The organism is Streptomyces sp. NPDC093221 (assembly GCF_044753885.1).
Taxonomy (GTDB): Bacteria; Actinomycetota; Actinomycetes; order Streptomycetales; family Streptomycetaceae; genus Actinacidiphila.
Window position 1 is genome coordinate 46615 of the sequence record NZ_JBIVOA010000012.1, and the last position, 24952, is coordinate 71566.

Sequence of the window (24952 nt, forward strand, 5' to 3'; positions counted from 1 at the left end):
CGTCGGCTCAGAAGCCGCCGAAGCCGCCGCCGCTGTTACCGCCGGTGCTGCTTCCGTTGCCGTTGCCGCTGCTGCTGCCGTTGTTGTCGGTCGTGCCGCTGCCGCTGCCGCTGGTGCCGCCCGCGCGCAGGCTCGCGAGGTCGGACTTCACGGTGTTGATCGGGATCGCGAAGCCGAGGCCGACGCTGCCGGAGCTGCTGCCCGAGGAGGACGCGTCCGAGTACATCGCGGAGTTGATGCCGATGATCTGGCCGCTCATGTTGATCAGGGCGCCGCCGGAGTTGCCGGGGTTGAGCGAGGCGTCGGTCTGGATCGCCTTGTACGTGGTGGTGGAGTTGCCGGTGTCGCCGTTGTACTGGTTGCCGCCGAAGGAGAACGGCCACTGGCCGTTGCCCTGGCCGCCCTGGCCTTGGCCCTGGTTCTCGTCGGTGGAGACGGTCACGTCGCGGTTGAGCGAGGACACGATGCCGCTGGTGACGGTGCCGGTCAGGCCCTCGGGGGAGCCGATGGCCACCACCGAGTCGCCGACGGCGATGTTCGAGGAGTCGCCGAGCGTGGCCGCGGGCAGTCCGCTGGCACCCTGCACCTTGATCAGCGCGAGGTCCTTGGCGGAGTCGGTGCCGACCACCGTCGCGGTGGCCGTCTTGCCGTTGCTGTACGTCACGGACACCGAGGTCGATCCGGCGACCACGTGGTTGTTGGTGATGATCTCGCCGCCGCTGGTGATGATGACACCGGCGCCGGTGGACTTGCCCGCGCCGGACGTCGCGTTGATCTCGACGACGCTGGGGCTGACCGCCTTGGCCACGCTGCTGACGCTGCCGTTCACGACGCTCGCGTTGACCGCCGAACTGGCCGTCGTCGTCGTGCCGTTGTCGTGCGTCGCGTTGCCGATCAGGGCTCCCGCGCCGCCGCCGATCACACCGGCCGCGAGCGCGACGGCGGCGAACAGCGCGACGGGCTTGCGGGCCTTGCGGCGGGGAGCGGGCGACGCCCCGGCGACGGCGGGCGTGGCGGGGTCGTACGGGGGCGGCGGCGGGAAGCCGGTCGCGGAGGGGGCGTCGTAGTCGGGGGCCTGGCGGTACTGCGGGGCCTCCGGCTCGGAGACCTGGGGGGCCTCATTGCCGAAGTAGAGCGGAAGCTGCGGTTCGTCCGGGTTCTGGTGTTCGCCGCCGGTGCGGCTGCTCTCGGTCATGACAATGACTCTGTGCCCGGAAGATGAGAGCTTCCTGAGCACTCGCTGAGAAGCCCGGCAGAAGTGGGTATGCCCCATATAAACAAGATCGGGAACCCCCGGTCCCGACCGCCCGCGACCGCCCGTGCACCGCGGCCCGCCCGCGACCGCCCGTACACCGCCGCCCGCGCACCCCCGCCCGTACGGCTACGCGCGGCGGCCGTGCGCCCCGGCTCCCGCGGCTACCCGTGGCAGCCGCACGACCCCCGCACCACGAGCCGGGAGGGGAACTGCCGCAGCCGCTCGCGCCGGGCGCCCGGCACCCGCAGCGAGTCGTCGAGCACCGCGTCCACCGCCGCCCTGGCCATCGCCTGCCGGTCGGAGGCGACCGTGGTCAGCGGCGGATCGGCGAGCGCGGCCTCCTTCACGTCGTCGAACCCGGCGACCGCGAGCTGTTCCGGCACGTCGATCCGCAGCTCACGCGCGGCGCGCAGCACGCCGATCGCCTGGTCGTCGGTGGCGCAGAAGATGGCCGGCGGCCGGTCGGGCCCGGCCAGCAGGCCCAGCGCGACCTCGTAGGCGTCGTACCGGTTGTACGGGGCCTGGAAAAGGCGGCCCTCCGTGGACCGCCCCGCCTCCTGCATGGCCCGCTGCCAGCCGACCACGTGGTCGGTGACGGGGTCGCCGATCACCGGCGTCTTCTCCATGCCGCCGAGGCAGGCCACGTACGCGTGCCCGTGCTCCAGCAGGTGGCGGGTGGCGAGCTGCGCGCCGCCGATGTCGTCGGTGACCACGGCGATGTCGTCGATCGCCTCGGGCCGCTCGTGCAGCAGCACCACACGCGCGTCCCAGGCGTCGATCTCGGTCGCCGCGTTCTCGCTGGGGCCCTGGCTGATCAGGATCAGCCCGGAGACCCGCATGCCGAGGAAGGCCCGCAGGTAGTGCACCTCGCGTTCGTCGAGGTAGTCGGAGTTCCCGACCAGCACCATCTTCCCGCGGTCCGACGCGGCCTGTTCCACCGCGTGCGCCATCTCCGCGAAGAACGGCTGGCGCGCGTCGGGCACGATCAGGCCGATGAGGTCGGTACGGCGGCTCGCCATCGCCTGGGCCACACGGTCCGGGCGGTAGCCGAGCTGCTTGATGGCCGCGAGCACGCGCTCGCGGGTGGCCGGGGCTACCGGCCGGGGTCCGTTGTTGATGACGTAGCTGACGACCGCGGTGGACGTCCCCGCCAGCCTTGCCACGTCGTCACGCGTCACCTTGGGCACGTCGCGCAGTCTACGCGTGTCTATCCAGTCGTCACATGGCTCGTCATACGGTCTGTTCGGCGGATTTCAGCCGCTCGACGGGGACGTCCGCGGGCTCGTCGGAACGCTGCGGCCCGCGGCCCTGCGCGGCCTCGCTCCTGGCGGCCTCCTCGGCGGCCCGCTCGACCTTCTCCGGGGTCACGAAGCGGTAGCCGACATTGCGGACGGTGCCGATCAGCGACTCGTGCTCCACGCCGAGCTTGGCGCGCAGCCGCCGTACGTGCACGTCCACCGTGCGGGTGCCGCCGAAGTAGTCGTAGCCCCACACCTCCTGGAGGAGCTGGGCGCGGGTGAAGACCCGGCCCGGGTGCTGCGCCAGGTACTTCAGCAGCTCGAACTCCTTGAAGGTCAGGTCCAGAACCCGGCCCTTGAGCTTCGCGCTGTACGTGGCCTCGTCGACCGACAGGTCGCCGTTGCGGATCTCCATCGGGCTGTCGTCCGTGGTGATCTGCTGGCGGCCCATGGCCAGCCGCAGCCGGGCCTCCACCTCGGCGGGACCCGCGGTGTCCAGCAGCACGTCGTCGATCCCCCAGTCCGCGGTCACCGCGGCGAGTCCGCCCTCGGTGACGACCAGCATCAGCGGGCAGCCGGGCCCGGTCGAGCGCAGGAGCTGACACAGGCTGCGCACCTGCGGCAGATCGCGGCGGCCGTCGATCAGGATCACGTCGGCGCCCGGGGTGTCCACCAGGGCCGGGCCCTCGGCGGGCGCCACGCGGACGCTGTGCAGCAGCAGCCCGAGCGCGGGCAGCACTTCGGTGGAGGGCTGGAGGGCATTGGTCAGAAGCAGGAGAGAACTCACCGGCAGCTCCCGTCGGTCGTCCGGACGTTTCGTCGGTGTGCTCGTGGCTGTGCGCGGTTTCCGCACGCGGTGCGCTTGCTCATTTCCGAACCCTCCTCGGTCCCTGCGAGGACGTACCTCGTGCCGGAAAGCACGAAAGGACCCGGGGGCGACATTGCCCAGGTCCTCTTGCACGGAAGAATAGCCCACATGGACAGCCCTGCCGAGACCGATGACCAGCGTTTCCGTGTAGCACCGATCACTTCCGGCGACGGTAATGCCGCTGGGCGGAGAACGCTCCTGACGGCCGACGGCGTACGGATCGAGGCGGAACACCGGCCCGCGGACACGGAATCGGCGGTCGATACGGCGGACCGGACAGGTGATGTCCGGCGCGTCGAAACGACCCGTGAATCGGCCGCCGATTCGAGGGGTGAATCGGCGGCCGAAGTGCGCGAATCGATGGCCGAAGAGCGCGAATTGGCGATCGTCGTGGCCCATGGATTCACCGGTGCGCTGGAGCGGCCCGCGGTGCGCAGGGCGGCCCGTGTCCTCGGCGGTTCGGCCGGTGTCGTGACCTTCTCCTTCCGCGGCCACGGGCGGTCCGGCGGCCTGTCCACGGTCGGCGATCTCGAAGTGCTCGACCTCGACGCGGCCGTCTCCTGGGCCCGCCGCCTCGGCTACCGGCGGGTGGCCACCGTCGGCTTCTCCATGGGCGGCTCCGTGGTCCTGCGGCACGCGGCGGGACAGACGGTGCACGCGGCGGTGTGCTCGGCGGCGGGGCCCCAGGACGTACGCGGCAACGACGCAGGCGGGGACGGCGTACGTGGCGACGTACGACGGAACGGGCGGGGGGTCGTGCGCCCGGCGCGTGAAGGGCGCACGACGGCGCATTCACCGGCGCGTGTGGACGCGGTCGTCTCCGTCAGCTCGCCCGCCCGCTGGTACTACCGCGGCACCGCGCCCATGCGCCGCGTGCACTGGGCGATCACCCGCCCGGCGGGCCGCCTGGTCTCGCGGCTCGGCCTGAAGACCCGCATCCGCGCGGCGGACTGGGACCCGGTGCCGCTCTCCCCGGTCGAGGCCGTCCCGCTGATCGACCCGGACATCCCGCTGCTCATCGTGCACGGCGACCGGGACGGCTACTTCCCGCTGGACCACCCGCTCTCGCTGGCCGACGCGGCCGGGCGGGACCGGGCGGAGCTGTGGATCGAACCCGGTTTCGGCCACGCGGAGAACGCCGCGGACGACGCGCTGCTGCGCCGGATCGGCGACTGGCTGACGGGCCGCGTTCCCGCGAGGTGACGTGGACGGGCCATGATGGACGCCGCACCACACGTCAGACACGCACGGCGAGTGACACGTACGGCGAGTGACACGCACGGCGAGCACAGGACAGAACGAAGGACGGAGCCGCGATGGCCGCACCCGACACGGCCGCGCGCCCGGCGGCGGGCACGATCCGCTACTGGGCCGCCGCCAAGGCCGCCGCGGGCACGGCGGAGGAGCCGTACCGCGCGGCGACCCTCGCCGACGCCCTGGCCGCCGCACGCGAACGGCACGCCCAGCGCCCGGAGTTCGCCCGCGTCCTGCTGCGCAGCTCCTACCTCGTCGACGGCAACCCCGTCGGCACCCGGGACCACACTTCGGTCGCACTGGCCGACGGCGGCACGGTGGAGGTCCTCCCACCGTTCGCGGGAGGATGACATGACCAACGAATGGCACGGCTTCCAGCCCGGCGACGAATCCGGCCGGCGGCCCGCGGACCCGGACACCGCCCAGGGCGACCACGACGGCCGCTCCCCGTCCGACCCGAGCCACGCCAGGCACCGAGCCCCGGGTGACGCGCCAACCGGCGGTGGCTACGACCCCGGCTACGGCGGTCAGCTCCCCGGCACGTACCCGGCCGAGGGCCACGGCGGCACCTACGTCCCTGGCTCCTACGCACCCGAGGGACACGACTCCGGGTACGGCAGCCACGGGGGCCCGTACGGCGGCCAGGCGCCCGAGGGCTACCCGGCCGCGGGGTACGGAGCGCCCGGGGACAACGGCGGGACCGCGTATCCGGGCGGCGGCCACGGCGCGGGCCAGGACGCCGGGTACGGCGGGACCGGCGGCGGTTCGTACGGCGGCCAGGCACCCGGCGGGCCCGCGGGGCAGGGATACGCGGGTCAGGGATACGCGGGCCAGGGATACGCGGCGCCCGGCGGCGCGTACGCCGGTGACGGTCAGGACGGCGGCGGCCGGCACGCCGGTCAGGGGGCCGGGGTCTATCCGGTCGGCGGCCACGACGAGGGCTATGGCGCGCGCGAGTACGGGGACCACCCGGACGGGGGCCGGACGTACGTGCCGGAGCCGCTGGCCGGGCCCATGCCGCCGTACTCGGAGCCGGGGGCGCCGTACGCGCCGCCGACGCCCGGGGACGCGTGGGGCGGGCACGCGGGAGGCGCGGACTGGGCCCAGGGGGCGGCGCACCCGCACCCGCAGGCGGGCGGGGTCGAGCAGACCGCCGTGCTGCCGGTGGTCGAGAGCCTGCCGCAGCAGACGCCGGGCAGGCACGGCGACCAGGGCCAGGGCCAGGGCCAGTCCCCGGCCCAGGGGCAGCCGCAGGCACCGGTCAGGACCGGCTCACCGATCATCGCCCCCGGGCTGGAGCCCGCGGCGCTGACGGCGGCGCTCGGCCTGCTGATGGCGGGTGGCGCGGCGCTCGGCAAGCCGGGCCTCGCGGTGCTGCTGGTGGTGCTCCAGGCGGTGACGGCGGCCGGATGGTTCCGGCTCAACGGCATGTGGCCCGCCCGGCAGGGCATCGCGCTGGCGTTCCTGTCCGGCGTGACCGCCGACATCGGCCTGCTGATCGCCGGTGACGACCACGGCCCCGCGGTGCTGATCGGCACCCTCGGCGTATGGCTGCTCCTCGTGCTCGTCCTGCAACTGCGGCACCACGGCTCGGCCGACGAACGCATGTCCTCGCTGACGGCGACCTCCGCGTCCACGCTGCTCACGGTCGTCGCGGCGGGCTACCTCGCCACCGCGGCCTCCGACGCCGGGTCCGATCCGGTCGTGGTCGGCGCCGTCGCGGTGGCCCTGGCGGCCCTCGTCCGCGCCCTGCCACTGCCGGGCGCCGCCTCCGTCGTCGTGGCGCTGCTGGCCGCCGCGGCCACCGGCTTCGCCACCGGACCGGCCACCGGGATGAGCGGCGGGGACGCCGTCCTGCTCGCCGCGGCCTGCGGTGTCTGCGCGCTGATCGGCCTGCGGGTCGCCAGCTACGACTTCCCGTCCCGTTTCGTGCACTTCACCGCGGGTGTGGCGCTGCCGCTGACCGCCGCGGCCCCCGCCGTCTACATCCTCGGCCGCGTCCTCACGGGCTGACGGCGACCACCGGCTCGATCCGCCCGCGCGGTGATCCGTCCGCGCGGGCGGTGATCCGTCTGCCTGGGCGGTGGTCCGTCCCCGTGGGCGGTGAATTGTTCGCACAGGCGGCGCACAGGTCACGTGCGCACCGTGTGAAGGGCGGATTGAGCCGCGGTAACGGTTGGCCGCGCGGGGAACCGTCGGGTCTGCCCCGCCGTCAGGGCTGAGGGGAGATCAGCGGGGAACGAGCGGGGAGCGACAGCACATGCGAGTGGCGCGGACAGTTCTGATCGTCCTGGTGATCCTCGGCGGCCTCTTCGTCGCGGCCGACCGGATCACGGTGTCGGTGGCGCAGAACAAGGCCGCCGACCGCGCCGCGCTCACCGAGGGCCTGACCACCAAGCCCAAGGTGTCCATCGAGGGCTTCCCGTTCCTCACCCAGGCCGTCGGCGGCAAGCTGGACGAGGTCAAGATCTCCGCGAAGGACATCGCGGCGGGCAACGGCGAGCAGACGCTGCGGATCGACTCCTTCCACGCCGACCTGCACGGCGTACGGCTCTCCGACAGCTACCGGCGGGCGGTCGCGGACACCGCCGACGGCATCGCCTTCCTCACCTACGAGGACCTGACGAAGGCCGCGCCCACCGGGATCACGGTCTCGTCGGCGGGCGACGCCAAGAGCAAGGACGGCGGCGCGCTGGTCAAGATCACCGGCGAGTTCATGGGCGCGAGGCTGAGCGTGCTCAGCGAGGTGACGGTGCGCGGCGCCGACGAGATCGGCCTCCAGGCGGCCGAGCTGCCGAAGGCGTTCACCGAGCTGGGCCTGGAGGACCAGGTGCGGCAGCAGATCGACTTCACCCGGCAGCTCACCCACCTGCCCTCCGGGATCGCGCTGACGTCCGTGACCAGCACGCCGGACGGGCTGTCGGTGGCGGCGGGCGGCAAGAACGTCGTTCTCGCCAACTGAGACGGCGGTGTCCGTACCGCAGTCCTCCGCAGGTGGGCGGGGTGACCGTATCGCCCGATCGGGTGGTTCGGAACGGTCCGGCATGGGGTATTAAGCCGCTCGTACGCCGTCGGCAGGCCGCCGGACGGGCCGAGACACGGGTTGCGTGGCATGGTGATTCCGCCATGCGGACAATCTTGTCTCGGTATATGACACGACGGTGACACCTACGGGTTGATATCCCTACGATCGGGACCATGAAGCGACAGGCGGATCTCACGAAGCGGCGGGCAGTCGACCTGTGCCGCGTCGCCGCCATGCTCTGTCGCATGCCCTAGGGGTGGCGGTTCCTCCGTGCCGATGCCGGCCGTAACGGCCCCCGGCGCAGCCTGCCTCCCCTGCCTGCCAGGCGAATCCCCGCGCATCACGCGCATCGCGTATCCCTCGCAAGCCCCGCGCGCCCGTCGCGCACCGCACATCCGTACTGCCCCGGAGGAGAAACAAGATGAGCCGCAGTGACGTCCTGGTGGACGCCGACTGGGTCGAGGCCCACATCGACGACCCCAAGGTGGTCATTGTCGAGGTCGACGAGGACACCTCGGCCTACGACAAGAACCACATCAAGAACGCCGTCCGCATCGACTGGAAGACCGACCTCCAGGACCCGGTCCGCCGCGACTTCGTGGACCAGGCCGGCTTCGAGGCGCTGCTGTCCGCCAAGGGCATCGCCAACGACGACACCGTGGTGCTCTACGGCGGCAACAACAACTGGTTCGCCTCCTACGCCTACTGGTACTTCAAGCTGTACGGCCACGACTCCGTGAAGCTGCTCGACGGCGGCCGCAAGAAGTGGGAGCTGGACTCCCGCGACCTGGCCGTGGACGTGCCCGAGCGCCCCGCGACCACGTACAAGGCCAAGGAGCAGGACACCTCGATCCGCGCCTACCGCGACGACGTCGTGGCCGCGATCGGTTCGCTGAACCTGGTCGACGTCCGCTCGCCCGACGAGTTCTCCGGCAAGCTGCTCGCCCCGGCGCACCTCCCGCAGGAGCAGTCGCAGCGCCCGGGCCACGTGCCGAGCGCCCGCAACATCCCGTGGTCGAAGAACGCCAACGACGACGGCACCTTCAAGTCGGACGACGAGCTGACGGCGCTGTACGCCGAGGAGCAGGTCGACCTGGCCAAGGACACCATCGCGTACTGCCGCATCGGCGAGCGCTCCGCGCTCACCTGGTTCGTGCTGCACGAGCTGCTCGGCCAGGCCAACGTCAAGAACTACGACGGCTCGTGGACCGAATACGGCTCGCTGGTCGGCGTTCCGATCGAGCTCGGCTCCAACTGACCCCGGAGGACTGAACGTTATGTGTGGAGCCAAGGCCGGTGGGCCCGATCTGGCAGGAGTTGACGTGGCGAAAGAGACGATCATCCAGGGGTCGGTGACCCGCGACGGCGAGCCGGTCACCGGTTACGTCCGGCTGCTCGACGGCGGCGGCGAGTTCACCGCCGAGGTGCCGGTCTCCGCGACCGGGCAGTTCCGTTTCTTCGCGGCCCCCGGTACCTGGACGCTCCGCGCCCTCGTCCCCGGCGCCACCGTCGACCGCACCGTCGTCGCCCAGCAGGGCGCCCCGTCCGAGGTCGCCATCGCGGTCTGACCCCGCCGTGAAGGGCCGCACCCCGCGCAAGGGGGCGCGGCCCTTCGCTGTTCCCGCCCAAAGCCGCCGCTCTGCTGTGCCGGACTCCGTCCGGCGGGGGGTGCGCGGCGGGTGCTGATCCGGCGTGGCGGACGTACCGTTGAAGGGTGAACGCGCGTCGCCGTCACTGGTATTTCGCCATGATGGGCACCTGCGTGGTGCTGTTCGTCATGGCGTGGTCGGTTGTCCGCATCTGGTCGGTGCCGGCGGCCATCGCGATGTGCCTGGTGGCGATGGTGATCCCGCCGGTCGCGGCGATCGTGGCGAACCGGAAGGGCCCTGAGGACCGGTGGTGGGACGAGGAGCCGCTGCGGCCCGAGGAGCGCAAGCCGACCGGGAGAGAGCGCGATGACCCGCCCCCGCCGGGCGCGACCTCGATGGAGGAGCACCGGAGGATGACCCCGGCGCGGTCCGAGCGCCAGAGCTACGGTTCGTCCGGCGACCCGGAGTCCGACCGGTGGTGGGACGAGCTGGACCGCGGCGGTCCGCCGTAGCGCCCGCGCCGTCAGTAGACCAGCGCCTGCACGCCGTCCGGCATGATCTCGCTGACGAAGAGCTGCGCACCCGCGATCCGTACGCCCGCGATGACGTCCTGTTCCTTGATGTCACGGCGGGCCGCGCACTGCGAGCACAAGGTGACCTGCCCGGCGGCGAGCACCGCGTCGATCAGATCCGGCAGCGGCGCCGCGTGCGGCAGCTCGAACTCCGCCGCGCGGCCGGGCAGCGCGAACCACGCGGACTCACCGGTCAGCCAGAGCGAGACCTCCACGCCGCTGGCCACCGCGACCGCCGCCACCGTGAACGCCTGCGAGCACCGCTCGGGCGCGTCGGCGCCCGCCGTCACCTTGATCACGAGCTTCTTCGCCATCCGGCCAGCGTAGGCGCAGCCGTCCCGGAGCCGCACAGCCGTCCCGGAGCCGCACGGCACCCGTACCGGTGGCACCTCTGCCCTCCGGCTGTGTCGTACGTCACGCAGGCGTCGGCAAATTTCGTTGTGAAGCCGCTGTGTCGTCTCGACATAATGCGAGTCCGCGTGCATCGCACGCGTGTACGCCCGGGGGGGCTTCTGTGGAACTGAACGACGGTGGCGTACGCCGCCGCGGCCGTGGCGCGCTGTTCGGCGCCGTGGCCGGACTGGTCGCCGTGGCGGCCGTGACAGCGGGGGCGGTCGTCGCCCTCGGCTCCTCCTCCGGCCACGCCGACGCGTCCGTCGCCCCGCCCGCCAGGCCCTCCGCCGCGGCAGCGGCCCCGACCACCGGCGCGGCCACGCCCTCTACGGCATCCCCCACGGCCGCCGCGCGCGTCCCGGGCCGGGTCTCGCACGGCGTCCACACCGGTGACCTGCGCTTCTTCCTGCTCCCCGCGCCCTCGGACGCCGACGTCTACGGCGACCCGGACGGCTCGCCGTACACCGCCGACGACATCGCGGGCAGCGCCTCCGACCCGTCCGACGCCCGAGCGGCCCTGAAGACGTACGGCTTCCGGACCGGCGCCTACCGCACGTACCTCACCGGGGACGGGGCCTTCGAGGTCAGCGCCCGGCTGATCCGCTTCGGCAGCGCGGAACAGACCGCCGCGTACGACGCGCAGCACTCGTACCAGGGTGCCCGGATTCCGCTGACCACCGCCTATCCGGCCCGCGCCTACAACCTCCAGTCCTCCTCGGCCGAGAGCACCAGCGCCGTGGTCGCCGTCGCCCACCAGGGCGACGTCCACATCACGATCACCCTGACCGGCGGCAAGGCACCGTCCGCCGCGCTGGTCCAGCGCCTGCTCGACGCCCAGTTCCAGCGGCTGAAGACCGGTCACTGACCTCGGGTCCGGCCGCGCGACCTTCTCCTTCCGAACCATCTCGTGGAGATCCCCTTGTCCCTGTCCGAAGACACCCCTGCCCAGGAGCGGGGCCCCGAGCCGGAGCCCGAGGCGCCGCCCGCGCCGGACTTCCCGCCCACGCCGCCCGCGCCGGGCCTCCCGGCCACGCCGCCCACGCAGGACCTCCCGCCCACGCCGCCGCACCCGCCGCGCCCGCGCGGGCGCACGACGCTGCTGATCACCGCCGCGCTGGTGCTCGGCGTGCTGGCCGGGGGAGGCGTGGGCTACAAGATCCAGCACGACCGTGAGCCGACGCCGCTGCCCCCGCTGACCGGCCCCGCGCTGGCCCAGCCGAAGGGGACGGGCCCGGACGTCCCGGCCCTCCCCGTCGCCCAGGACCGGAACGCGGTCTACGACGGCGACCTGCTGAAACTGCTCGTGCCGACACCGAAGACGAAGGGTACGAAGGAGCTGGAACGCGGCTGGCAGTCGCTGGTCGAATACGCCGACGGCTACGGCCGCCCCGATATCGCCTTCACCCGGCTGGCCCAGAACGACTTCCGCCGGGTGGCGGGCGCCGGCTGGACGGACGCCCGCCTCGACTTCTCCCATGTGGAAGTCGTGCAGTTCCGTGACGAGGCGACCCTGTACACCGGCAGGCACCTCACCGAGCAGGTGGGAGCCGCGGGCACCAACCCGCACTTCGCCCACAACGCGCCCGTGCCCGGCACCGCCGACGGCCAGGCGTGGGGCTCGGGCAGGCCGTACGAGAGCGACGGCTATCTGCCCCAGTACCGGGGCATCGGATTCGCCCGCGTCGGCAACCTCTTCGTCGAGGTCGTCCTGGACTCGGAGCACCCGGTCAAGGTCAAGGCCGTCCTGTCCCTCATCAAGCGGCAACTGGAGCGGCTGTGACCGACGAGCCCGAGAACGTACCGCCGTCCGTCCCCGCCGCCCCCTTCGGGCCCCCGGCAGTACCCCCGCCCGCTCCCGCTCCCGCTCCCCCGCCCGCTCCCGCTCCCGCTCCCGCTCCGGCACCCGTGCCCGCTCCCGTACGGTCGCGGCGCGGGCCCGCGCTGATCGCCGTCGGCGCGCTGGTGGCCGTCGCGGCGGGCGGGGGGATCGGCTACGCGGTGCTGAAGCAGCGCGACGACGGCACGTCGGCCAAGCCCGCCGTGGCCACGCCCTGGACGCCGCCCGCGCCGACCGCCACCGAGGACTTCGGCGCGAAGTCCGGCGGCAGCCACTACGGCAGCCTGAGCGAGCTGCTGCTGCCGATGCCCGCCGGTTACGGGCCGGGGCCGGACGTCGAGGGCTTCGGCAACGACGTGGAACTGAACGCGGCGAAGGCCGCCGACCTGGTCAAGGGCGACCTCGGCGGGCTGACGAAGAAGCAGCGCGCGAAGACGGAGAAGGCTCTCGCGCAGCTGCACATCGAGGGCGCGGGCATGCGGACGTACCGGTCGATCGAGAATCTGATCGTCGAGATCGAGATCGTCCAGATGAAGAACAAAACGGCGGCGCACGCCCAGACCGACTACTTCACCGAGTTCACCAAGGCGCTGGGCGTCTTCCGCGACGGGCCCACGATCGACGGCCACCCCGGCGCGACGTGCGTGCTGCCGCCGACCGAGCCCGGCGAAAAACTCGACGAGATGCTCTGCCAGGCCACCGAGGGCGACCTCATGGTCACGGTCACCGCCTCCGGTGTCGTCCCGCTCCAGAAGAACGAGGCCGCCAAACTCCTCGCCCAGCAACTCGACCGCATCAAGGACCCGGGAGAGGCCGTCTGATGCCCGACAATTCGCCTGCGGCTGAGCCCGCCACCCCCCTCGCGCCGCAGCCGCCGTCTCAGCCGGAGCGGCTTTCCGAGTCCCGGCCGGAGTCCCAGGGGCCCGGCGACGCGCCGGCCGTCGAGCCGCACCTCCTTCCCGTGGCCCGCCGCCCGAGGCGGCGGCTGCGGGCGCTGGCGCGGTGGACGGCCGCCGTTCTGGTCTTCGCGGCGTTCGGCGGGGCGACGGCGTACGCGGTGACGCAGCCGGAGCGGACGAAGGTGCCGGGGCTCAAGACGCCGGACGACGGACGGTGGACGTTTCCGCCGCTGGCGCTGCCGAAGCTGCCCGCGGGCAAGCCGGGCGCGCTGGACACGGGCGTCAACCCCTCGGGCCGCCACTACGCCGACCTCAGGTCTTTGCTGCTGCCGCTGCCCGAAGGCGCGGTCGAGGACGCCACGCTGCCCGGCGTCAAGGGCTGGGTGGCCGCCGAGGACTACGTCGGGCGGTTCGACGTCGGCGACCGCGCCGCCGCCGGGACCACGCTCACGGCACAGGGCCTGCGGCACATCGCGGGCCGCGCCTGGTCCATGCCGGACGGCACCCGTACGCAGATCTACCTCGTGCAGTTCATCAGCACCGCCTACGCCGGTGACTACGCCACCAGCGCCGAGTACACGACGCTGACCGACGTCGACAGCAAGGAGGGCGACAACTCCGTGGAGTCGGACTCCCTGCCCGTCCCCGTCACCGTCTCCGCGTACGCCCAGACCCCGCCGTACGACGACACGGCGACGCGGTACGCCTTCGTCCACGCCGGGGACACGCTGGCGCTGGTCGTGCAGTCGACGGGCCGGCAGGCGGGCGTCAAGCGGGGCACACCCGCGGTGCCGTTCCGCCAGACCGTACGGCTTCAGGCGCAACTGCTCGGCTGAGCGCCTGAAGCCGCGGGCGGCGGGGCGGGGCGCTGGGGCGCACGTCACGCGGCCTGGCCGCGCCTTCGGACGGGCGGCGCACTAGACTCGTGCGCGGCCCGTCCGCATGATCCGTCCGAGGAGCACGTCCCGTGCAAATTGAGTATGTCTACGACGCCCTGCTCGTGCTCGTCTGCCTGGGCGTCGCGCTCTTCGCGTTCTACGCGGTGAAGAAGCTCTACCAGGGCCAGCGCTGACATGATCGAGATCCCGTCCGACCTGCACCCCGACCTCGTACCGCTGGTGTTCCTGCTCGGCCGGTGGGAGGGCGCGGGCGTCCACGACTTCCCGGGCTCCGAGAAGTGCAACTTCGGGCAGGAGGTCGTCTTCACGCACGACGGCCGCCCGTTCCTGGAGTACACCTCGCACTCGTGGGTGCTGGACGAGGCGGGCAAGAAGGTCAGGCCGCTGGAGAGCGAGAGCGGCTTCTGGCGGATCGACAAGGACCGCAAGGTCGACGTCACCACCACGCGTGACGAGGGCGTCGTGGAGATCTGGACCGGCGAGCTGGCCGACGGCAAGCCGCAGATCGACCTGGTCACGGATGCCGTGGCACGGCTCGCGGGCGCGCCCGACTACAGCGGCGGCAAGCGGCTGTACGGGTACGTGAACAGCGACCTGATGTGGGTCGGCGAGAAGGCCACCCCCGCGGTGCCGCTGCGCGCGTACATGTCGGCGCACCTGAAGAAGGTCGTGGACCCGCGGGAGTGGGCCGCCGACCTGAAGGACCTGCCGGACGACGGCATCGCCTTCTTCAAGTAGGCCGGGCTTCACGGAGGCGGAGCCGGCCGTACGCCCCGGCGTCGCGCGTACGCCCGGGTCCGCGCCCCGCGTACGCCGGGGAAGCCAGGGCGCCTTTCCGGGACGGTCGGCTTTCCGGGACGGTCCTACACTGGCCGTGTGGTGACCATCGACTGGAAGACCGATCTGCGGCAGCGCGGCTACCGGCTCACGCCCCAGCGCCAGCTCGTGCTGGAGGCCGTGGACGTACTGGAGCACGCGACGCCCGACGACATCCTGTGCGAGGTCCGCAAGACCGCCTCGGGGATCAACATCTCCACCGTCTACCGGACCCTTGAGCTGCTGGAAGAGCTGGACCTGGTCAGCCACGCCCACCTCGGCCACGGCGCCCCCACGTACCACCTCGCCGACCGGCACGACCACATGCACCTGGTCTGCCGCGACTGCGACTCCGTCACGGAGGTGCCGGTCGCGCTGGCCGAGCCGCTGAAGGACGGGCTGCGCGCGGAGCTGGGCTTCGAGACGGACATGAAGCACTTCGCCATATTCGGCCGCTGCCGGGACTGCGCGGACAGGCGTTCGGACGCGGAGTCGTAGCACCGGCGCGGAGTCGTAGTCTTGACGGCATGACTGACGGCGTGAACATGACGGACGGCGCGACCACCGGCGTGAAGAAGAGTCCTTTGCTGTCGCTGCCCGGCGCTGTCCTCGCCGAGGGCCCCGACGAGGGAGTGGCCGCGCACTACGGCGACCTCTTCCGCGAGCAGCGCGCCCTCGCGGACGGCACCGGCTTCGTGGACCAGTCGCACCGCGGTGTGGTGACGGTGTCCGGCGACGACCGGCTGTCCTGGCTGCACCTGCTGCTCACCCAGCACGTCGAGAAACTTCCCCCCCGGCAGGCGACCGAGGCGCTGGTCCTGTCGGCGAACGGCCACATCGAGCACGCCCTCTACCTGGTGGACGACGGCACCACGACCTGGATGCACGTCGAGCCCGGCACGCAGGGCGCGCTGCTCGCCTACCTGGAGAGCATGAAGTTCTTCTACCGCGTCGAGACCGCGGACGCCACGGACGCTTACGCGGTGGTGTACCTGCCCGCCGGTTCGATCACGGCGGTGCCGTCGGAGTGGGCCGTGCGGGAGACCGCGTACGGCCGGGACGTCTTCGTGCCGCGCGCCGAGCTGGAGTCCTTCGCCGCGAAGGCCGCGCCGCCGATCGGCGCGCTGGCCCTGGAGGCGCTGCGCATCGAGGCGCACCGGCCGCGGCTGGGCCTGGAGACCGATCATCGTACGATCCCGCACGAGCTGGGCTGGCTGGAGACCGCGGTGCACCTCCAGAAGGGCTGCTACCGCGGACAGGAGACGGTCGCCCGCGTCCAGAACCTCGGCCGCCCGCCGCGCCGTCTGGTCTTTCTGCACCTGGACGGCAGCGAGGTGCGGCTGCCGGGCCACGGCGCCCCGGTCCGGCTCGCCTCGGACGGCGAGGACGGCCGCGCGATCGGCTTCGTCACGTCCTCGGCCCGGCACTGGGAGCTGGGGCCGATCGCACTGGCCCTGGTGAAGCGGAACACGCCGGAGGACGCGGTGCTGATGGCGGAGCAGACGGCGGCGTCGCAGGAGACGGTCGTGGCGCCGTAGGTCCGTTGGCGCGTATGGCTTTTCGGGGCGCGGGTGCCGCCTCACATGTCGATGACCACCGTGAACGGGCCGTCGTTCGTCAGCGAGACCTTCATGTCCGCGCCGAACCGGCCCGTCTCGACGGTCGCGCCGAGCGCCCTGAGCTGGGCGACGACCTCGTCGACCAGAGGCTCGGCGAGGTCGCCGGGCGCCGCGGCGTTCCAGGTGGGGCGGCGACCCTTCCGGGCGTCACCGTAAAGCGTGAACTGGCTGATGACGAGCAGCGGGCCGCCGATGTCGGAACAGGACCGCTCGTCGGGCAGGATCCGCAGCGTCCACAACTTGCGGGCCAGCGCCGCGGCCTTCTCCTTCGTGTCGTCGTGCGTCACGCCGACCAGGACGCACAGGCCGGGCCCCGTAATGGCACCGACGCTCTCCCCGTCGACCACGACTTCCGCTTCGCTCACCCGCTGGGCCACCGCTCGCATGCGCCCATTGTGGCCTGCCGCGCCCCCACGCCACCCACACGGGTGAGGGGGAGCGCGGGGAGGGGAACGTACGCCCGGTCGGCGGCTTCGCACAACAGTTGCGACGGCCGTTCGGGTGCAGAGTCGCTGCGGGGTGACAGGGGCAGGTGGCAGCATCGGAAGGGTGGCGGCGCAGGCGCCGCCACGGAGGGGACAACAGGCATGACCACTTCCGGCGCTGGAGAGACTTCCGGCACTGCCGTACCGACGGCGCCCACCACGAAGGGCCACCGCATGCTGAAGGCCGACGGATCTGGTCCGCTGGGTTCACGGGGTCCGCTGCGCACGCCCGCGCCGCGCAACCCGCTCGCCGACCTGCCCGCGCCCGACCTCGGCGCGCTCGACCTGGGCGCGCTGCGCGCCCTGCGCAGGGACGCGCAGCAGGAGGAGGCCGACCTGTCGTATCTGCGGCGGATGCTGCACGGCAGGATCGACATCCTCCAGGCCGAGCAGGCCAGGCGCAGCGGGCGGGACGCGCGCGGTACGGCCGCGGGGCAGGGCCCCGACGCGCCGAGTACGTCGCCCGTGCTCGACCGGCTCTCGGAGATCCTGACCGACGGGCCTTCGCGGGTCCGTTCCTCCGCCCGCCACGTCACGCTCGGCACCCCGCTGACCGAGCGGGTGCGGCAGCTCGCCGAGGACATGCTCGCCGAGGTGGAGCTGTCCGACCTCGACGCCCGCACCGACCCGGAGCTGGACGCGGCGATGGGCCGCCTGGTCCGCAACGAGCAGCAGGTCTCACGCCGCCGTCAGGCCCTCCAGCAGACGGTGGACGGGTGCAGCGCGGAGATCACCCGGCGGTACCGGGAGGGCGAGGCGAAGGTGGACGACCTGCTGTCGGACGGGTGAGGGCGGTGCCGTCGGACGGGTGAGGGCGGTTCGGTGCGCGGTGGCGGTGGGTGGGCGCGGGGTGGCGGCGGGGCGGCGCGCCCGGCGGCTCCCCGGCCGAAATTCGGGTGCGGACGGCCGGGAGCGTCCGTAGCGTGCGCGTATGACCTCGAGCCCTGAGATCCGCACGCTGGCCGAATCCGACGTCGCCGACTGGGTGCGGGCCAAGCTCGCCGGCTTCCATCTCGCGCCCTCGGTGAGCGCGGCGGAGGTCGAGGCCCGCAGGGCCGCGTTCGACCTGAGCCGGACGCAGGGCGCTTTCGACCAGGGCCGCTGCGTGGCGACCTTCCGCAGCATGCCGCGCCAGCTCACCGTGCCCGGCGGCGCGGCCGTCGCGGCCTCCGCCGTCACGAACGTGTCCGTGACCGGCACACACCGCCGCCGCGGCCTGGCCAGCCGGATGATGGCGGCCGACCTGGCCGCCGCCAAGGAGCGCGGCGAGCCGGTGTCGATCCTGGTCGCGGCCGAATATCCGATCTACGGACGGTACGGCTTCGGCGCGGCGACCTGGGTGGCGGACTGGGAGATCGACGTGCCGCGCGCGGGCCTCGACCGGCGCTGGGCGGGTCCGACGGACGGCGGCCGGGTGGACCTCGTGACCGTCGAGGACGTACGCAAGGTCGGCCCCGCGCTGCACGAGCGGGTCCGCGCGGTGACGCCCGGCGCGATCAACCGCACCCCCTACTGGTGGGAAGTCAACACCGGACAGCGGCCGTTGGACTCCCAGCCGTGGACCGAGCCCTTCTTCGTGGTCTACCGCGACGCCGGCGGCCGGGTCGACGGCCTGGCCGCGTACGCCGCCAAGGAAGAGCACTGGCCGGGCAAGTTCCCCAAGGTCGAGCTGAGCGTGCACGGGCTGATCGCCGCCTCCCCGGCCGCCGAGACCGCGCTGTGGCGCTTCCTGCTCGCGCTGGACTGGGTGACGCTGCTGAAGTCCGGCCACCGCGCGCCCGACGACCTCCTGCCGCTGCTCCTCGGCGACCCGCGCGCCGCCCGCACCGAGACCTACGCCGACTTCATGTGGCTGCGGATGCTCGACGTGCCCGCCGCCCTGTCCGCCCGCACCTACGCGGGCGGCCCCGCCGCCCTCGTCCTCGACGTCCACGACCCCGCGGGCCTGGCCGGCGGCCGTTTCCTCCTGGAGACCTCGCCCTCGGGCGCCGCCTCCTGCACCCCCACCTCGGCCTCCGCCGACCTCTCCCTGTCCGTCGCCGACCTCGGCTGCCTCTACCTCGGCGACGAGTCCCCGGTCCGCCTCGCCGCCCTCGGCCGTGTCTCCGAACACCGAACGGGTGCGGCCAGGACAGCCGACGCCCTGTTCCGCACCCCACGCCGGCCCTGGTGCCCCGACGTCTTCTGATCCCCGCGTTAGCCGTTACTCGTTACCCGTTAGCCGCTTACCCGGTTGCCCGCTTTTCCGCGGCCCGTCACTGCGCCAGCAGCAGCGCTATCGCGGTGATCCCTATGCAGGTGAACGTGGTGTTCCGCATCTTGTGACCGAGTCCCACCAGCCCGACGGCGATGGCCCCTGCCGCGCCGTACCGCCACTGGATGATCTCTTCGAAGGCATATGCGCACAAACTGAGAGCGAGCATGACCGATCCCTCCTTCGCGACTCCGCGCTTTTGCAGAAGGCGGGTGGCTGCGATGTCCCGCACGCCATCGGACGGGAAGTTGGCGACCCCCGATGAGGCTGGATCATTCAACTTCCCTACCCGAATGAGAAGTTGAGAGAGGCTGCCTCTATCAAGGGTGTGCCCAGTTGGCCGAGATCGATAAACTCGGGTCAGGTAAGCACCGTTGTCCCGCCGGAAGTTGTAACGTCGTCTTGTGGACGAGGAAGACGCCGGAACCAACGGTTCCCGACCCCCATACCGCTACATCGCGGACGTACTCCGCGGTGAGATCGTCGACGGTCGCTACCCGGTCGGCGGACGCATACCGTCTCAGGCGGAGTTGGAAGAGCGCTTCAACGTCTCCCGTCCCACGATCCAGCGTGCGCTGGGCGTACTCCGCGACGACGGCTACATCGACAATCAGCGCGGACGCCCGTCCGAGGTGCTGCGCTGGGAGGAAGACCGCCCGGATTCGCAGACTCGGCTCCAGGAGCCGGGACGTGCTTCCAAGGCCCTCCGGCCGCACATCGACGAGGCGTTCACGCACCAGCACGTCACCATCGACGCCTACTCGCTGACCACGGAAACCCTCAGCCGCGCGCTGGTCGTACCTCTGACGCGGGTTCAGGACGGCGACCTCAAGCCCGAGTCGATCCGCCTCCGCCTCATGATGCCCAGCCTGTCCGCGCAGTTGGCGATTCCCCGGCTGGTCGCCGACGCCTCCGACGAGCGCCCGCTGTGGCGGCTACGACAACTCGTCCGCGCCCATGTCCTCACGGTGCGCGCCGCTTTCGCGGCCCTGGCCGAATTCCAGCCCGACGTCGAGCAGTCGGTCGAGGTGCGGACCGTACCGATCACCCCGATGCACAAGCTCTACCTCATCAACGGGCGGACCGCGCTGTTCGGCCACTATCAAGTGATCGACCGCGAGGTCGAGTTCGGCCAGCGGGGCAAGGGCAACATCTACGACGTCCTCGGCATCACCGCGACGCTCTTCTCGTTCGGCCTGAACACCGAGAAGCCCAAGGAGCGGGACTCGCAGTTCGTCACCGAGTCCCAGGAGTGGTTTGACTCACTCTGGTCAACGATCGCCGAGCCGCTGACACTCCTTGAGTGACTCCTACGTACTTCGAATCACCTGAGAGCAGCCCGTTCGCCCTGCTCGACGCGGCAGAATGCCTGTTGCTCGACTTCGACGGACCGGTCTGCGAACTGTTCGCGAGGCATCCGGCCAGCCTGATAGCGGAAGAGATGCGCCGGTACCTCGACCGGCACGGGATACGTCCCCCGAATCCGGCGACGGCGCGCAGCAAGGACCCGCACGCCATGCTCGGCGAGCCCTGGCCGCCCGGAGTGGCCGCCGAGCTCGAGCGGATACTCGCGCACGGCGAGGAGTCGGCCGTACCGTCCGCGCGCGAGACAGAGGGCGCCGACGAATTCGTACGGGCCGTGGCGCTCAGTGGCCGACTGCTCGCCATCACCACCAACAACTCGCCCCAGGCCGTCGAGACGTATCTGAAGAGCCATTCGCTGGAGAGCGTCTTCGGGTCGCGGATCTACGGCCGTGACCAGTACGACCCGGCCAGGATGAAGCCGGACCCCGACTGCCTGCTGCGGGCCATGACGGCGCTGAAGGTACGGCCGGAGCAGTGCCTGATGATCGGTGACTCGCCGCGGGACGCGGAGGCGGCGCGGGCGGCGCGGGTACGTTTCCTCGGTTACGCGCGGTCCAGGAGCCGGGTGGCGCGGCTCCAGGAGATCGAGCCCCATCCGGTGGTCGTCGGGATGGGTGACCTCGTCGTCGCCGCGAGCGCGTTGAGTCGTCGCCCGAACGGGTGAGGCGTCGCGGTCCGTAACCGGGTCTTAACGGCTCTCCGATGGCGGGGGCTGCCGTTACCCACTAATGTTCGTGCCAAACACTGGCCGCCCTTCGGCGGTCTCGTGAGTGCGCGAGCGCGTGGGAGCGATGCTTTGGGCGTCCTGACGACCGGCCGGGAGCAGAGCCTTGCTGCCGCTTGGGACACGGTCCGGCAGGATGCCACGCGCTTCGGTGAGCGGCTGACAGGTCATCACAACAGCAACTACGTCATCGATCTGGCGCCCGGCATGGCGGAGCGTCTGCGCTTCGAGGCGCACACCCCGGTCAAGGTGCGGGTGCCGCTGGACGGTTCGCTGAAGGTCGTGGAGCGCGTCTGGCCCGACGAGGGCGAGATCCTGAACGCCTTGCAGCGCACGGCGGTTGTGGAGAACACCCCCCGGCACTACGTGGGACTCGGCGGATTCTCCGTCCACGAGTACGTGCCAGGGCAGGCGCTGGCGGAGGTCTGCGCGCCGGGCAAGCCGGTGGATCCCTTCGTCGTGGACGCCATCGTCGGTCAGATGGCGGGGTTCACCCGGGTGTCGGCGGCCGATCTGCCCCCGCTGCCCGCCGGTTGGGCCGCGGACGGCGACTCCAACGCCTTCCTCAGAGCCCGCGCGGACTTCGCCGAGCACGATGTGCGCGCCGCCAACTGGGCCGACTTCGCACCGCTCTTCGCCGCGCTGGAAGTCCCGGCGAACGCGTTGCGCTGGTTCCGCGACCGGATGCCGCCGCTGCGCCGACGGCCCTTCGCGCTGCTCCACGGCGATCTGCACCGGCACAATCTCATCGTCCGCGCCGACGGCGGCCTCACCGTCGTGGACTGGGAACTCGCCATGTGGGGCGACCCGTTGCACGACCTGGCCATCCACCTGGTGCGGATGCGGTACCCGGCCGACCAGCGGCCCGAGGTCATCGAGCGCTGGCGGCGTGCGGTGCTCCGCGTACACCCGGAGGCCGCCGCCGGGCTCGAACGGGACCTGCCGGTGTACACCGCCTACGAACGGGCCCAGTCGCTGTTCGCCGACACCATGCGCGTGGCGCTCGCGCTCGACGCGCATCCGGGTCCTGGCATGGTCGGGGCCGGGGTGAGCCGGGTGCGGGCGGCGCTGCACCTGGCCGCGGTGCCGCTGCGGCTGCGCCGGGTGGCCACGCGTACGGAGGTCGAGCGGGCGCTGGTGGACTGGGTGCGCAAGCGGCAGCGCGACGGCGTGCGCGTCCCGCCGCTGCGCGGTGACATCGCCGAGGCCGCGTAGGCCGCGTATGCCCGCAGGCCCCGTGAGCCGCGTATCCCCGTAGGCCGTGCGGGCCGCCTGCGTCGCTGAGGCCGCGTCAGCGGTTCCGCGGCTCCCGCACCGAAGGGTTCTGGAGGCCCAGGGTCATCCAGTTGTCGGGGTCGGTGAGGGGGGTGAAGCCGACTTTGGCGTAGACGGCGTGGGCGTCGGCGGTGGCGAGGACGACGCGGCGCAGGCCGTAGGGGGTGAGGTGGTCGCGGATGGCGGTGACGAGGGTGGTGCCGAGGCCCTGGCCGCGGGTGGCGGGGTCGACGTAGACGTCGCAGAGGTAGGCGAAGGTCGCGAGGTCGGTGACGACGCGGGCGTAGGCGTGCTGGGCGCCGGTGGCGGGGTGGTAGGCGCCGAAGTTGAGGGAGCCGTCGATGGCGGCCTGCTGGGTGGCGAGGGTGCGGCCCAGGGCCCAGTAGGCGTCGGTGGAGAGCCAGTCGTGGATACGGGGGACGTCGAGGCGGGCCGGGTCCGCGGAGATCTCGTACATGCGCGGGAGAGTAGCGCTGCTTAACGGTTCCGTGCACGACAATTAACTGGACCTTCGCCATGGGCTCGGGTCAGACTCGCGGACATGATCCTCGTACCGCTGGTCACGCCGTTCGACACACAGGGCCGGGTCGCCGTGGGCGCCCTCGAAGGGCTCGCGCACGAGGTGCTGCGGGACGGCGCGGCCGGGCTCGTGGCGCTCGGCACGACCGCGGAGGCCGCCGCCCTCGACCCCGGCGAACGCGCCGAGGTGACGGCGGTCGTCGGCCGGGTCTGCCGCGAGCACGGCGCGCGTTTCGTGCTCGGCGCGGCCGGCGGCGCCACGGCGGCGGCCGTACGGGAGCTGGGGGCGCTCGCCGGGGCGCCGGTGGTGCCTGACGCCGTACTGGCCACGGTGCCGTCCTTCTCCCGGCCGGGCGAGGCCGGGGTCCTCGCCCACTTCGCGGCGCTGGCCGCCGCCGGGCCCGTACCGCTGATCGTCTACCACGTGCCGTACCGCACCGGGCAGCCGCTGACCGCCCGCACGCTGCGCGAGCTGGCCGCGCTGCCGGGCGTGGCCGGTGTGAAGTACGCCACCGGCGGCATCGACGCCGAGACCGTCGACCTGCTCGGCGATCACCCGGACGGCTTCGAGATCCTCGCGGGCGACGACATCTTCGCGCCCGCCCTGTTCGCCCTCGGCGCCCCCGGCGGCATCCTCGCCTCCGCGCACCTGGCCACCGCCCGCTGGGCCGGGCTGGCGAAGGCCGCGGCCACGGGGGACGCCAAGGGGGACACGGCCCTCGGCCACCGCCTCGCCGCCCTGGCCGCCGCCCTCTTCCGCGCGCCGAACCCGACCGTCATCAAGGCCGTGCTGCACGCGGAGGGCCGCATCCCGACCCCCGACGTACGGCTGCCGCTGCTGCCCCCGCCGCCCGCCGTCGTGGACGACGCCCTGACCAGGCTGCGTCTCGTCCCCTGAAATGCCCCGCCGCCCCGCTCCCGCCTCGGGGGATACTCGACCGGGCGGGCACGCAGTCGTACGGAACGGCACGCAGCCGTACGGAACGGCACACATCGATCGGAGAGAGCCGGATGAGGATCGGAATCGTCGGAGCGACCGGACAGGTCGGCTCGGTCATGCGCAAGGTGCTGGCCGAGCGCGCGTTCCCGGTGACGGAGCTGCGGCTGTTCGCCTCCGCCCGGTCCGCCGGGAGCACTCTGCCGTGGGCCGACGGCGAGATCACCGTCGAGGACGCGTCCACCGCCGACTACAGCGGCCTGGACATCGTGCTGTTCTCCGCGGGCGGTGCCACCTCCCGCGCCCTCGCCGAGAAGGTCGCCGCCCAGGGCGCGGTCGTCATCGACAACTCCTCCGCCTGGCGGCGCGACCCCGACGTCCCCCTGGTCGTCTCCGAGGTCAACCCGCACGCCATCGCCCACCGCCCCAAGGGCATCATCGCCAACCCGAACTGCACCACCATGGCCGCGATGCCGGTGCTGCGCCCGCTGCACGCCGAGGCGGGGCTGACCGCCCTGGTCGCCACCACCTACCAGGCCGTCTCCGGCTCCGGCCTGTCCGGCGTCGCCGAGCTGCACGGCCAGGCGACCAAGGTCGTCGAATCCGCCGACCAGCTCACCTTCGACGGCGACGCCGTCGCCTTCCCCGAGCCCGCCGTCTACGCCCGGCCCATCGCCTTCAACGTCGTCCCCCTCGCGGGCAACCTCGTCGACGACGGCAGCTTCGAGACCGACGAGGAGCAGAAGCTGCGCAACGAGTCGCGCAAGATCCTCGAGATCCCCGAGCTCAAGGTCTCCGGCACCTGCGTACGCGTCCCCGTCTTCTCCGGCCACTCCCTCCAGCTCAACGCCCGCTTCTCCCGGCCGCTCGGCGTCGCCCGTGCCTATGACCTTCTGCGGTCCGCACCCGGCGTCGAGCTCTCCGACATTCCCACGCCGCTTCAGGCCGCCGGGCGCGATCCGTCGTACGTCGGCCGCATCCGCCTCGACGAGACCGTCGAGAACGGGCTCGCGCTTTTCGTCTCGAACGACAACCTTCGCAAGGGGGCCGCTTTGAACGCCGTTCAGGTGGCCGAGCTCGTCGCCGCCGAGCTTGCCGCTACCGCGGCGCTCTAGCCCCCCTCGGGCGT

At 72.3% G+C, this 24952-nt stretch carries 29 protein-coding genes; 22 read left to right on the forward strand and 7 right to left on the reverse strand.

Features of this window, described 5'->3' with window-relative positions; genetic code table 11:
- Positions 1–7: 7 nt before the first annotated feature.
- The 3 genes from ACIQCJ_RS32785 to ACIQCJ_RS32795 all read right to left on the reverse strand — a co-directional run bounded on the left by ACIQCJ_RS32785 (position 8) and on the right by ACIQCJ_RS32795 (position 3280).
- Positions 8–1195: a S1C family serine protease gene (locus ACIQCJ_RS32785; protein ID WP_402713463.1), complete on the reverse strand. Its 1188-nt coding sequence runs from the start codon at positions 1193–1195 to the stop codon at positions 8–10.
- A 221-nt stretch (positions 1196–1416) separates the two neighbouring features.
- Positions 1417–2442, reverse strand: coding sequence for a LacI family DNA-binding transcriptional regulator (locus tag ACIQCJ_RS32790; protein ID WP_355341893.1), 1026 nt, complete (start codon positions 2440–2442; stop codon positions 1417–1419).
- A 43-nt stretch (positions 2443–2485) separates the two neighbouring features.
- Complete coding sequence (locus ACIQCJ_RS32795) at positions 2486–3280, reverse strand: response regulator transcription factor (protein ID WP_355341896.1); 795 nt, start codon at positions 3278–3280, stop codon at positions 2486–2488.
- A gap of 441 nt (positions 3281–3721) precedes the next feature.
- Between ACIQCJ_RS32795 and ACIQCJ_RS32800 the strand changes: the two genes are divergently transcribed.
- The 8 genes from ACIQCJ_RS32800 (at position 3722) to ACIQCJ_RS32835 (ending at position 9741) form a co-directional block, all read left to right on the forward strand.
- A complete protein-coding gene (locus tag ACIQCJ_RS32800; RefSeq protein ID WP_402713465.1) occupies positions 3722–4564 on the forward strand; it encodes an alpha/beta hydrolase in 843 nt (280 codons plus the stop codon).
- 113 nt (positions 4565–4677) lie between these two features.
- Positions 4678–4965: a MoaD/ThiS family protein gene (locus tag ACIQCJ_RS32805; RefSeq protein ID WP_391049740.1), complete on the forward strand. Its 288-nt coding sequence runs from the start codon at positions 4678–4680 to the stop codon at positions 4963–4965.
- A gap of 1 nt (position 4966) precedes the next feature.
- A complete protein-coding gene (locus tag ACIQCJ_RS32810; protein WP_402713467.1) occupies positions 4967–6628 on the forward strand; it encodes a hypothetical protein in 1662 nt (553 codons plus the stop codon).
- 247 nt (positions 6629–6875) lie between these two features.
- The gene (locus ACIQCJ_RS32815; protein ID WP_402713469.1) at positions 6876–7577 is read left to right on the forward strand and encodes a DUF2993 domain-containing protein; all 702 of its coding nucleotides are present in this window, start codon (positions 6876–6878) and stop codon (positions 7575–7577) included.
- A gap of 236 nt (positions 7578–7813) precedes the next feature.
- Positions 7814–7894, forward strand: a complete 81-nt coding sequence (locus ACIQCJ_RS32820; RefSeq protein ID WP_355342331.1) for a putative leader peptide — start codon at positions 7814–7816, stop codon at positions 7892–7894.
- Positions 7895–8061: 167 nt separating this feature from the next.
- On the forward strand, positions 8062–8898 hold the full coding sequence (locus ACIQCJ_RS32825) for a sulfurtransferase (RefSeq protein WP_355341911.1): 837 nt from the start codon (positions 8062–8064) through the stop codon (positions 8896–8898).
- Between the two features lie 19 nt (positions 8899–8917).
- Positions 8918–9208 (forward strand): DUF1416 domain-containing protein, encoded by a 291-nt coding sequence (locus tag ACIQCJ_RS32830; protein WP_355341914.1) that lies wholly within the window; start codon positions 8918–8920, stop codon positions 9206–9208.
- Between the two features lie 146 nt (positions 9209–9354).
- A complete protein-coding gene (locus ACIQCJ_RS32835) occupies positions 9355–9741 on the forward strand; it encodes a DUF3099 domain-containing protein (protein WP_402713472.1) in 387 nt (128 codons plus the stop codon).
- Between the two features lie 11 nt (positions 9742–9752).
- Here the strand turns inward: ACIQCJ_RS32835 and ACIQCJ_RS32840 are convergent, their stop codons facing one another.
- On the reverse strand, positions 9753–10115 hold the full coding sequence (locus tag ACIQCJ_RS32840) for a DsrE family protein (protein WP_355341920.1): 363 nt from the start codon (positions 10113–10115) through the stop codon (positions 9753–9755).
- Between the two features lie 200 nt (positions 10116–10315).
- Between ACIQCJ_RS32840 and ACIQCJ_RS32845 the strand changes: the two genes are divergently transcribed.
- The 7 genes from ACIQCJ_RS32845 (at position 10316) to ACIQCJ_RS32875 (ending at position 16183) form a co-directional block, all read left to right on the forward strand.
- Entirely contained in the window at positions 10316–11059 is a 744-nt protein-coding gene (locus ACIQCJ_RS32845) for a hypothetical protein (RefSeq protein ID WP_402713474.1), read from the forward strand.
- Positions 11060–11113: 54 nt separating this feature from the next.
- The gene (locus ACIQCJ_RS32850; protein ID WP_402713476.1) at positions 11114–11974 is read left to right on the forward strand and encodes a hypothetical protein; all 861 of its coding nucleotides are present in this window, start codon (positions 11114–11116) and stop codon (positions 11972–11974) included.
- Complete coding sequence (locus ACIQCJ_RS32855; protein ID WP_402713478.1) at positions 11971–12852, forward strand: hypothetical protein; 882 nt, start codon at positions 11971–11973, stop codon at positions 12850–12852. The genes ACIQCJ_RS32850 and ACIQCJ_RS32855 overlap by 4 nt, the downstream gene beginning before the upstream one ends.
- Entirely contained in the window at positions 12852–13766 is a 915-nt protein-coding gene (locus tag ACIQCJ_RS32860) for a hypothetical protein (RefSeq protein ID WP_402713480.1), read from the forward strand. The genes ACIQCJ_RS32855 and ACIQCJ_RS32860 overlap by 1 nt, the downstream gene beginning before the upstream one ends.
- Positions 13767–14003: 237 nt before the next feature.
- Positions 14004–14567 (forward strand): FABP family protein, encoded by a 564-nt coding sequence (locus ACIQCJ_RS32865; RefSeq protein ID WP_355341934.1) that lies wholly within the window; start codon positions 14004–14006, stop codon positions 14565–14567.
- Positions 14568–14705: 138 nt separating this feature from the next.
- Positions 14706–15143: a Fur family transcriptional regulator gene (locus tag ACIQCJ_RS32870; RefSeq protein WP_355341937.1), complete on the forward strand. Its 438-nt coding sequence runs from the start codon at positions 14706–14708 to the stop codon at positions 15141–15143.
- A 29-nt stretch (positions 15144–15172) separates the two neighbouring features.
- The gene (locus ACIQCJ_RS32875; RefSeq protein WP_355341940.1) at positions 15173–16183 is read left to right on the forward strand and encodes a folate-binding protein; all 1011 of its coding nucleotides are present in this window, start codon (positions 15173–15175) and stop codon (positions 16181–16183) included.
- Positions 16184–16224: 41 nt separating this feature from the next.
- Here the strand turns inward: ACIQCJ_RS32875 and dtd are convergent, their stop codons facing one another.
- Positions 16225–16650 carry a D-aminoacyl-tRNA deacylase gene (gene dtd / locus ACIQCJ_RS32880; RefSeq protein WP_391049727.1) on the reverse strand — a complete coding sequence of 142 codons (426 nt, stop codon included), beginning with the start codon at positions 16648–16650 and terminating at the stop codon, positions 16225–16227.
- A gap of 273 nt (positions 16651–16923) precedes the next feature.
- On the opposite strand from dtd, the gene ACIQCJ_RS32885 reads away from it, so the two are divergent.
- Together ACIQCJ_RS32885 and ACIQCJ_RS32890 are read left to right on the forward strand one after the other, a co-directional pair.
- Positions 16924–17538, forward strand: coding sequence for an ABC transporter substrate-binding protein (locus ACIQCJ_RS32885; RefSeq protein ID WP_355342334.1), 615 nt, complete (start codon positions 16924–16926; stop codon positions 17536–17538).
- Between the two features lie 142 nt (positions 17539–17680).
- A complete protein-coding gene (locus tag ACIQCJ_RS32890; protein ID WP_402713484.1) occupies positions 17681–18937 on the forward strand; it encodes a GNAT family N-acetyltransferase in 1257 nt (418 codons plus the stop codon).
- A 67-nt stretch (positions 18938–19004) separates the two neighbouring features.
- Here ACIQCJ_RS32890 and ACIQCJ_RS32895 read toward each other — a convergent pair whose 3' ends face one another.
- On the reverse strand, positions 19005–19172 hold the full coding sequence (locus ACIQCJ_RS32895; RefSeq protein ID WP_355341949.1) for a hypothetical protein: 168 nt from the start codon (positions 19170–19172) through the stop codon (positions 19005–19007).
- Between the two features lie 235 nt (positions 19173–19407).
- Between ACIQCJ_RS32895 and ACIQCJ_RS32900 the strand changes: the two genes are divergently transcribed.
- The 3 genes from ACIQCJ_RS32900 (at position 19408) to ACIQCJ_RS32910 (ending at position 22307) form a co-directional block, all read left to right on the forward strand.
- Entirely contained in the window at positions 19408–20310 is a 903-nt protein-coding gene (locus tag ACIQCJ_RS32900; RefSeq protein ID WP_401313738.1) for a GntR family transcriptional regulator, read from the forward strand.
- Positions 20307–21032: an HAD family hydrolase gene (locus tag ACIQCJ_RS32905; RefSeq protein ID WP_402713487.1), complete on the forward strand. Its 726-nt coding sequence runs from the start codon at positions 20307–20309 to the stop codon at positions 21030–21032. The genes ACIQCJ_RS32900 and ACIQCJ_RS32905 overlap by 4 nt, the downstream gene beginning before the upstream one ends.
- Before the next feature lie 132 nt (positions 21033–21164).
- A complete protein-coding gene (locus tag ACIQCJ_RS32910; RefSeq protein ID WP_355341957.1) occupies positions 21165–22307 on the forward strand; it encodes an aminoglycoside phosphotransferase family protein in 1143 nt (380 codons plus the stop codon).
- Between the two features lie 76 nt (positions 22308–22383).
- On the opposite strand, the gene ACIQCJ_RS32915 is transcribed toward ACIQCJ_RS32910, so the two are convergent.
- On the reverse strand, positions 22384–22824 hold the full coding sequence (locus ACIQCJ_RS32915; RefSeq protein WP_391049717.1) for a GNAT family N-acetyltransferase: 441 nt from the start codon (positions 22822–22824) through the stop codon (positions 22384–22386).
- Between the two features lie 84 nt (positions 22825–22908).
- Between ACIQCJ_RS32915 and ACIQCJ_RS32920 the strand changes: the two genes are divergently transcribed.
- Together ACIQCJ_RS32920 and ACIQCJ_RS32925 are read left to right on the forward strand one after the other, a co-directional pair.
- Positions 22909–23784 carry a dihydrodipicolinate synthase family protein gene (locus ACIQCJ_RS32920; RefSeq protein WP_402713489.1) on the forward strand — a complete coding sequence of 292 codons (876 nt, stop codon included), beginning with the start codon at positions 22909–22911 and terminating at the stop codon, positions 23782–23784.
- 113 nt (positions 23785–23897) lie between these two features.
- On the forward strand, positions 23898–24938 hold the full coding sequence (locus tag ACIQCJ_RS32925; protein ID WP_391049713.1) for an aspartate-semialdehyde dehydrogenase: 1041 nt from the start codon (positions 23898–23900) through the stop codon (positions 24936–24938).
- Positions 24939–24952 lie beyond the last annotated feature (14 nt).

Coding starts and splice junctions, on each gene's coding strand:
- ACIQCJ_RS32820 (WP_355342331.1), top strand. CDS start 7,814: ATGAAGCGACAGGCGGATCTCACGAAGCGGCGGGCAGTCGACCTGTGC.
- ACIQCJ_RS32805 (WP_391049740.1), top strand. CDS start 4,678: ATGGCCGCACCCGACACGGCCGCGCGCCCGGCGGCGGGCACGATCCGC.
- ACIQCJ_RS32890 (WP_402713484.1), top strand. CDS start 17,681: ATGACCTCGAGCCCTGAGATCCGCACGCTGGCCGAATCCGACGTCGCC.
- ACIQCJ_RS32875 (WP_355341940.1), top strand. CDS start 15,173: ATGACTGACGGCGTGAACATGACGGACGGCGCGACCACCGGCGTGAAG.
- ACIQCJ_RS32895 (WP_355341949.1), bottom strand. CDS start 19,172: ATGCTCGCTCTCAGTTTGTGCGCATATGCCTTCGAAGAGATCATCCAG.
- ACIQCJ_RS32785 (WP_402713463.1), bottom strand. CDS start 1,195: ATGACCGAGAGCAGCCGCACCGGCGGCGAACACCAGAACCCGGACGAA.
- ACIQCJ_RS32825 (WP_355341911.1), top strand. CDS start 8,062: ATGAGCCGCAGTGACGTCCTGGTGGACGCCGACTGGGTCGAGGCCCAC.
- dtd (WP_391049727.1), bottom strand. CDS start 16,650: ATGCGAGCGGTGGCCCAGCGGGTGAGCGAAGCGGAAGTCGTGGTCGAC.
- ACIQCJ_RS32860 (WP_402713480.1), top strand. CDS start 12,852: ATGCCCGACAATTCGCCTGCGGCTGAGCCCGCCACCCCCCTCGCGCCG.
- ACIQCJ_RS32915 (WP_391049717.1), bottom strand. CDS start 22,824: ATGTACGAGATCTCCGCGGACCCGGCCCGCCTCGACGTCCCCCGTATC.
- ACIQCJ_RS32815 (WP_402713469.1), top strand. CDS start 6,876: ATGCGAGTGGCGCGGACAGTTCTGATCGTCCTGGTGATCCTCGGCGGC.
- ACIQCJ_RS32925 (WP_391049713.1), top strand. CDS start 23,898: ATGAGGATCGGAATCGTCGGAGCGACCGGACAGGTCGGCTCGGTCATG.
- ACIQCJ_RS32885 (WP_355342334.1), top strand. CDS start 16,924: ATGCTGAAGGCCGACGGATCTGGTCCGCTGGGTTCACGGGGTCCGCTG.
- ACIQCJ_RS32865 (WP_355341934.1), top strand. CDS start 14,004: ATGATCGAGATCCCGTCCGACCTGCACCCCGACCTCGTACCGCTGGTG.
- ACIQCJ_RS32800 (WP_402713465.1), top strand. CDS start 3,722: ATGGCCGAAGAGCGCGAATTGGCGATCGTCGTGGCCCATGGATTCACC.
- ACIQCJ_RS32810 (WP_402713467.1), top strand. CDS start 4,967: ATGACCAACGAATGGCACGGCTTCCAGCCCGGCGACGAATCCGGCCGG.
- ACIQCJ_RS32830 (WP_355341914.1), top strand. CDS start 8,918: ATGTGTGGAGCCAAGGCCGGTGGGCCCGATCTGGCAGGAGTTGACGTG.
- ACIQCJ_RS32840 (WP_355341920.1), bottom strand. CDS start 10,115: ATGGCGAAGAAGCTCGTGATCAAGGTGACGGCGGGCGCCGACGCGCCC.
- ACIQCJ_RS32920 (WP_402713489.1), top strand. CDS start 22,909: ATGATCCTCGTACCGCTGGTCACGCCGTTCGACACACAGGGCCGGGTC.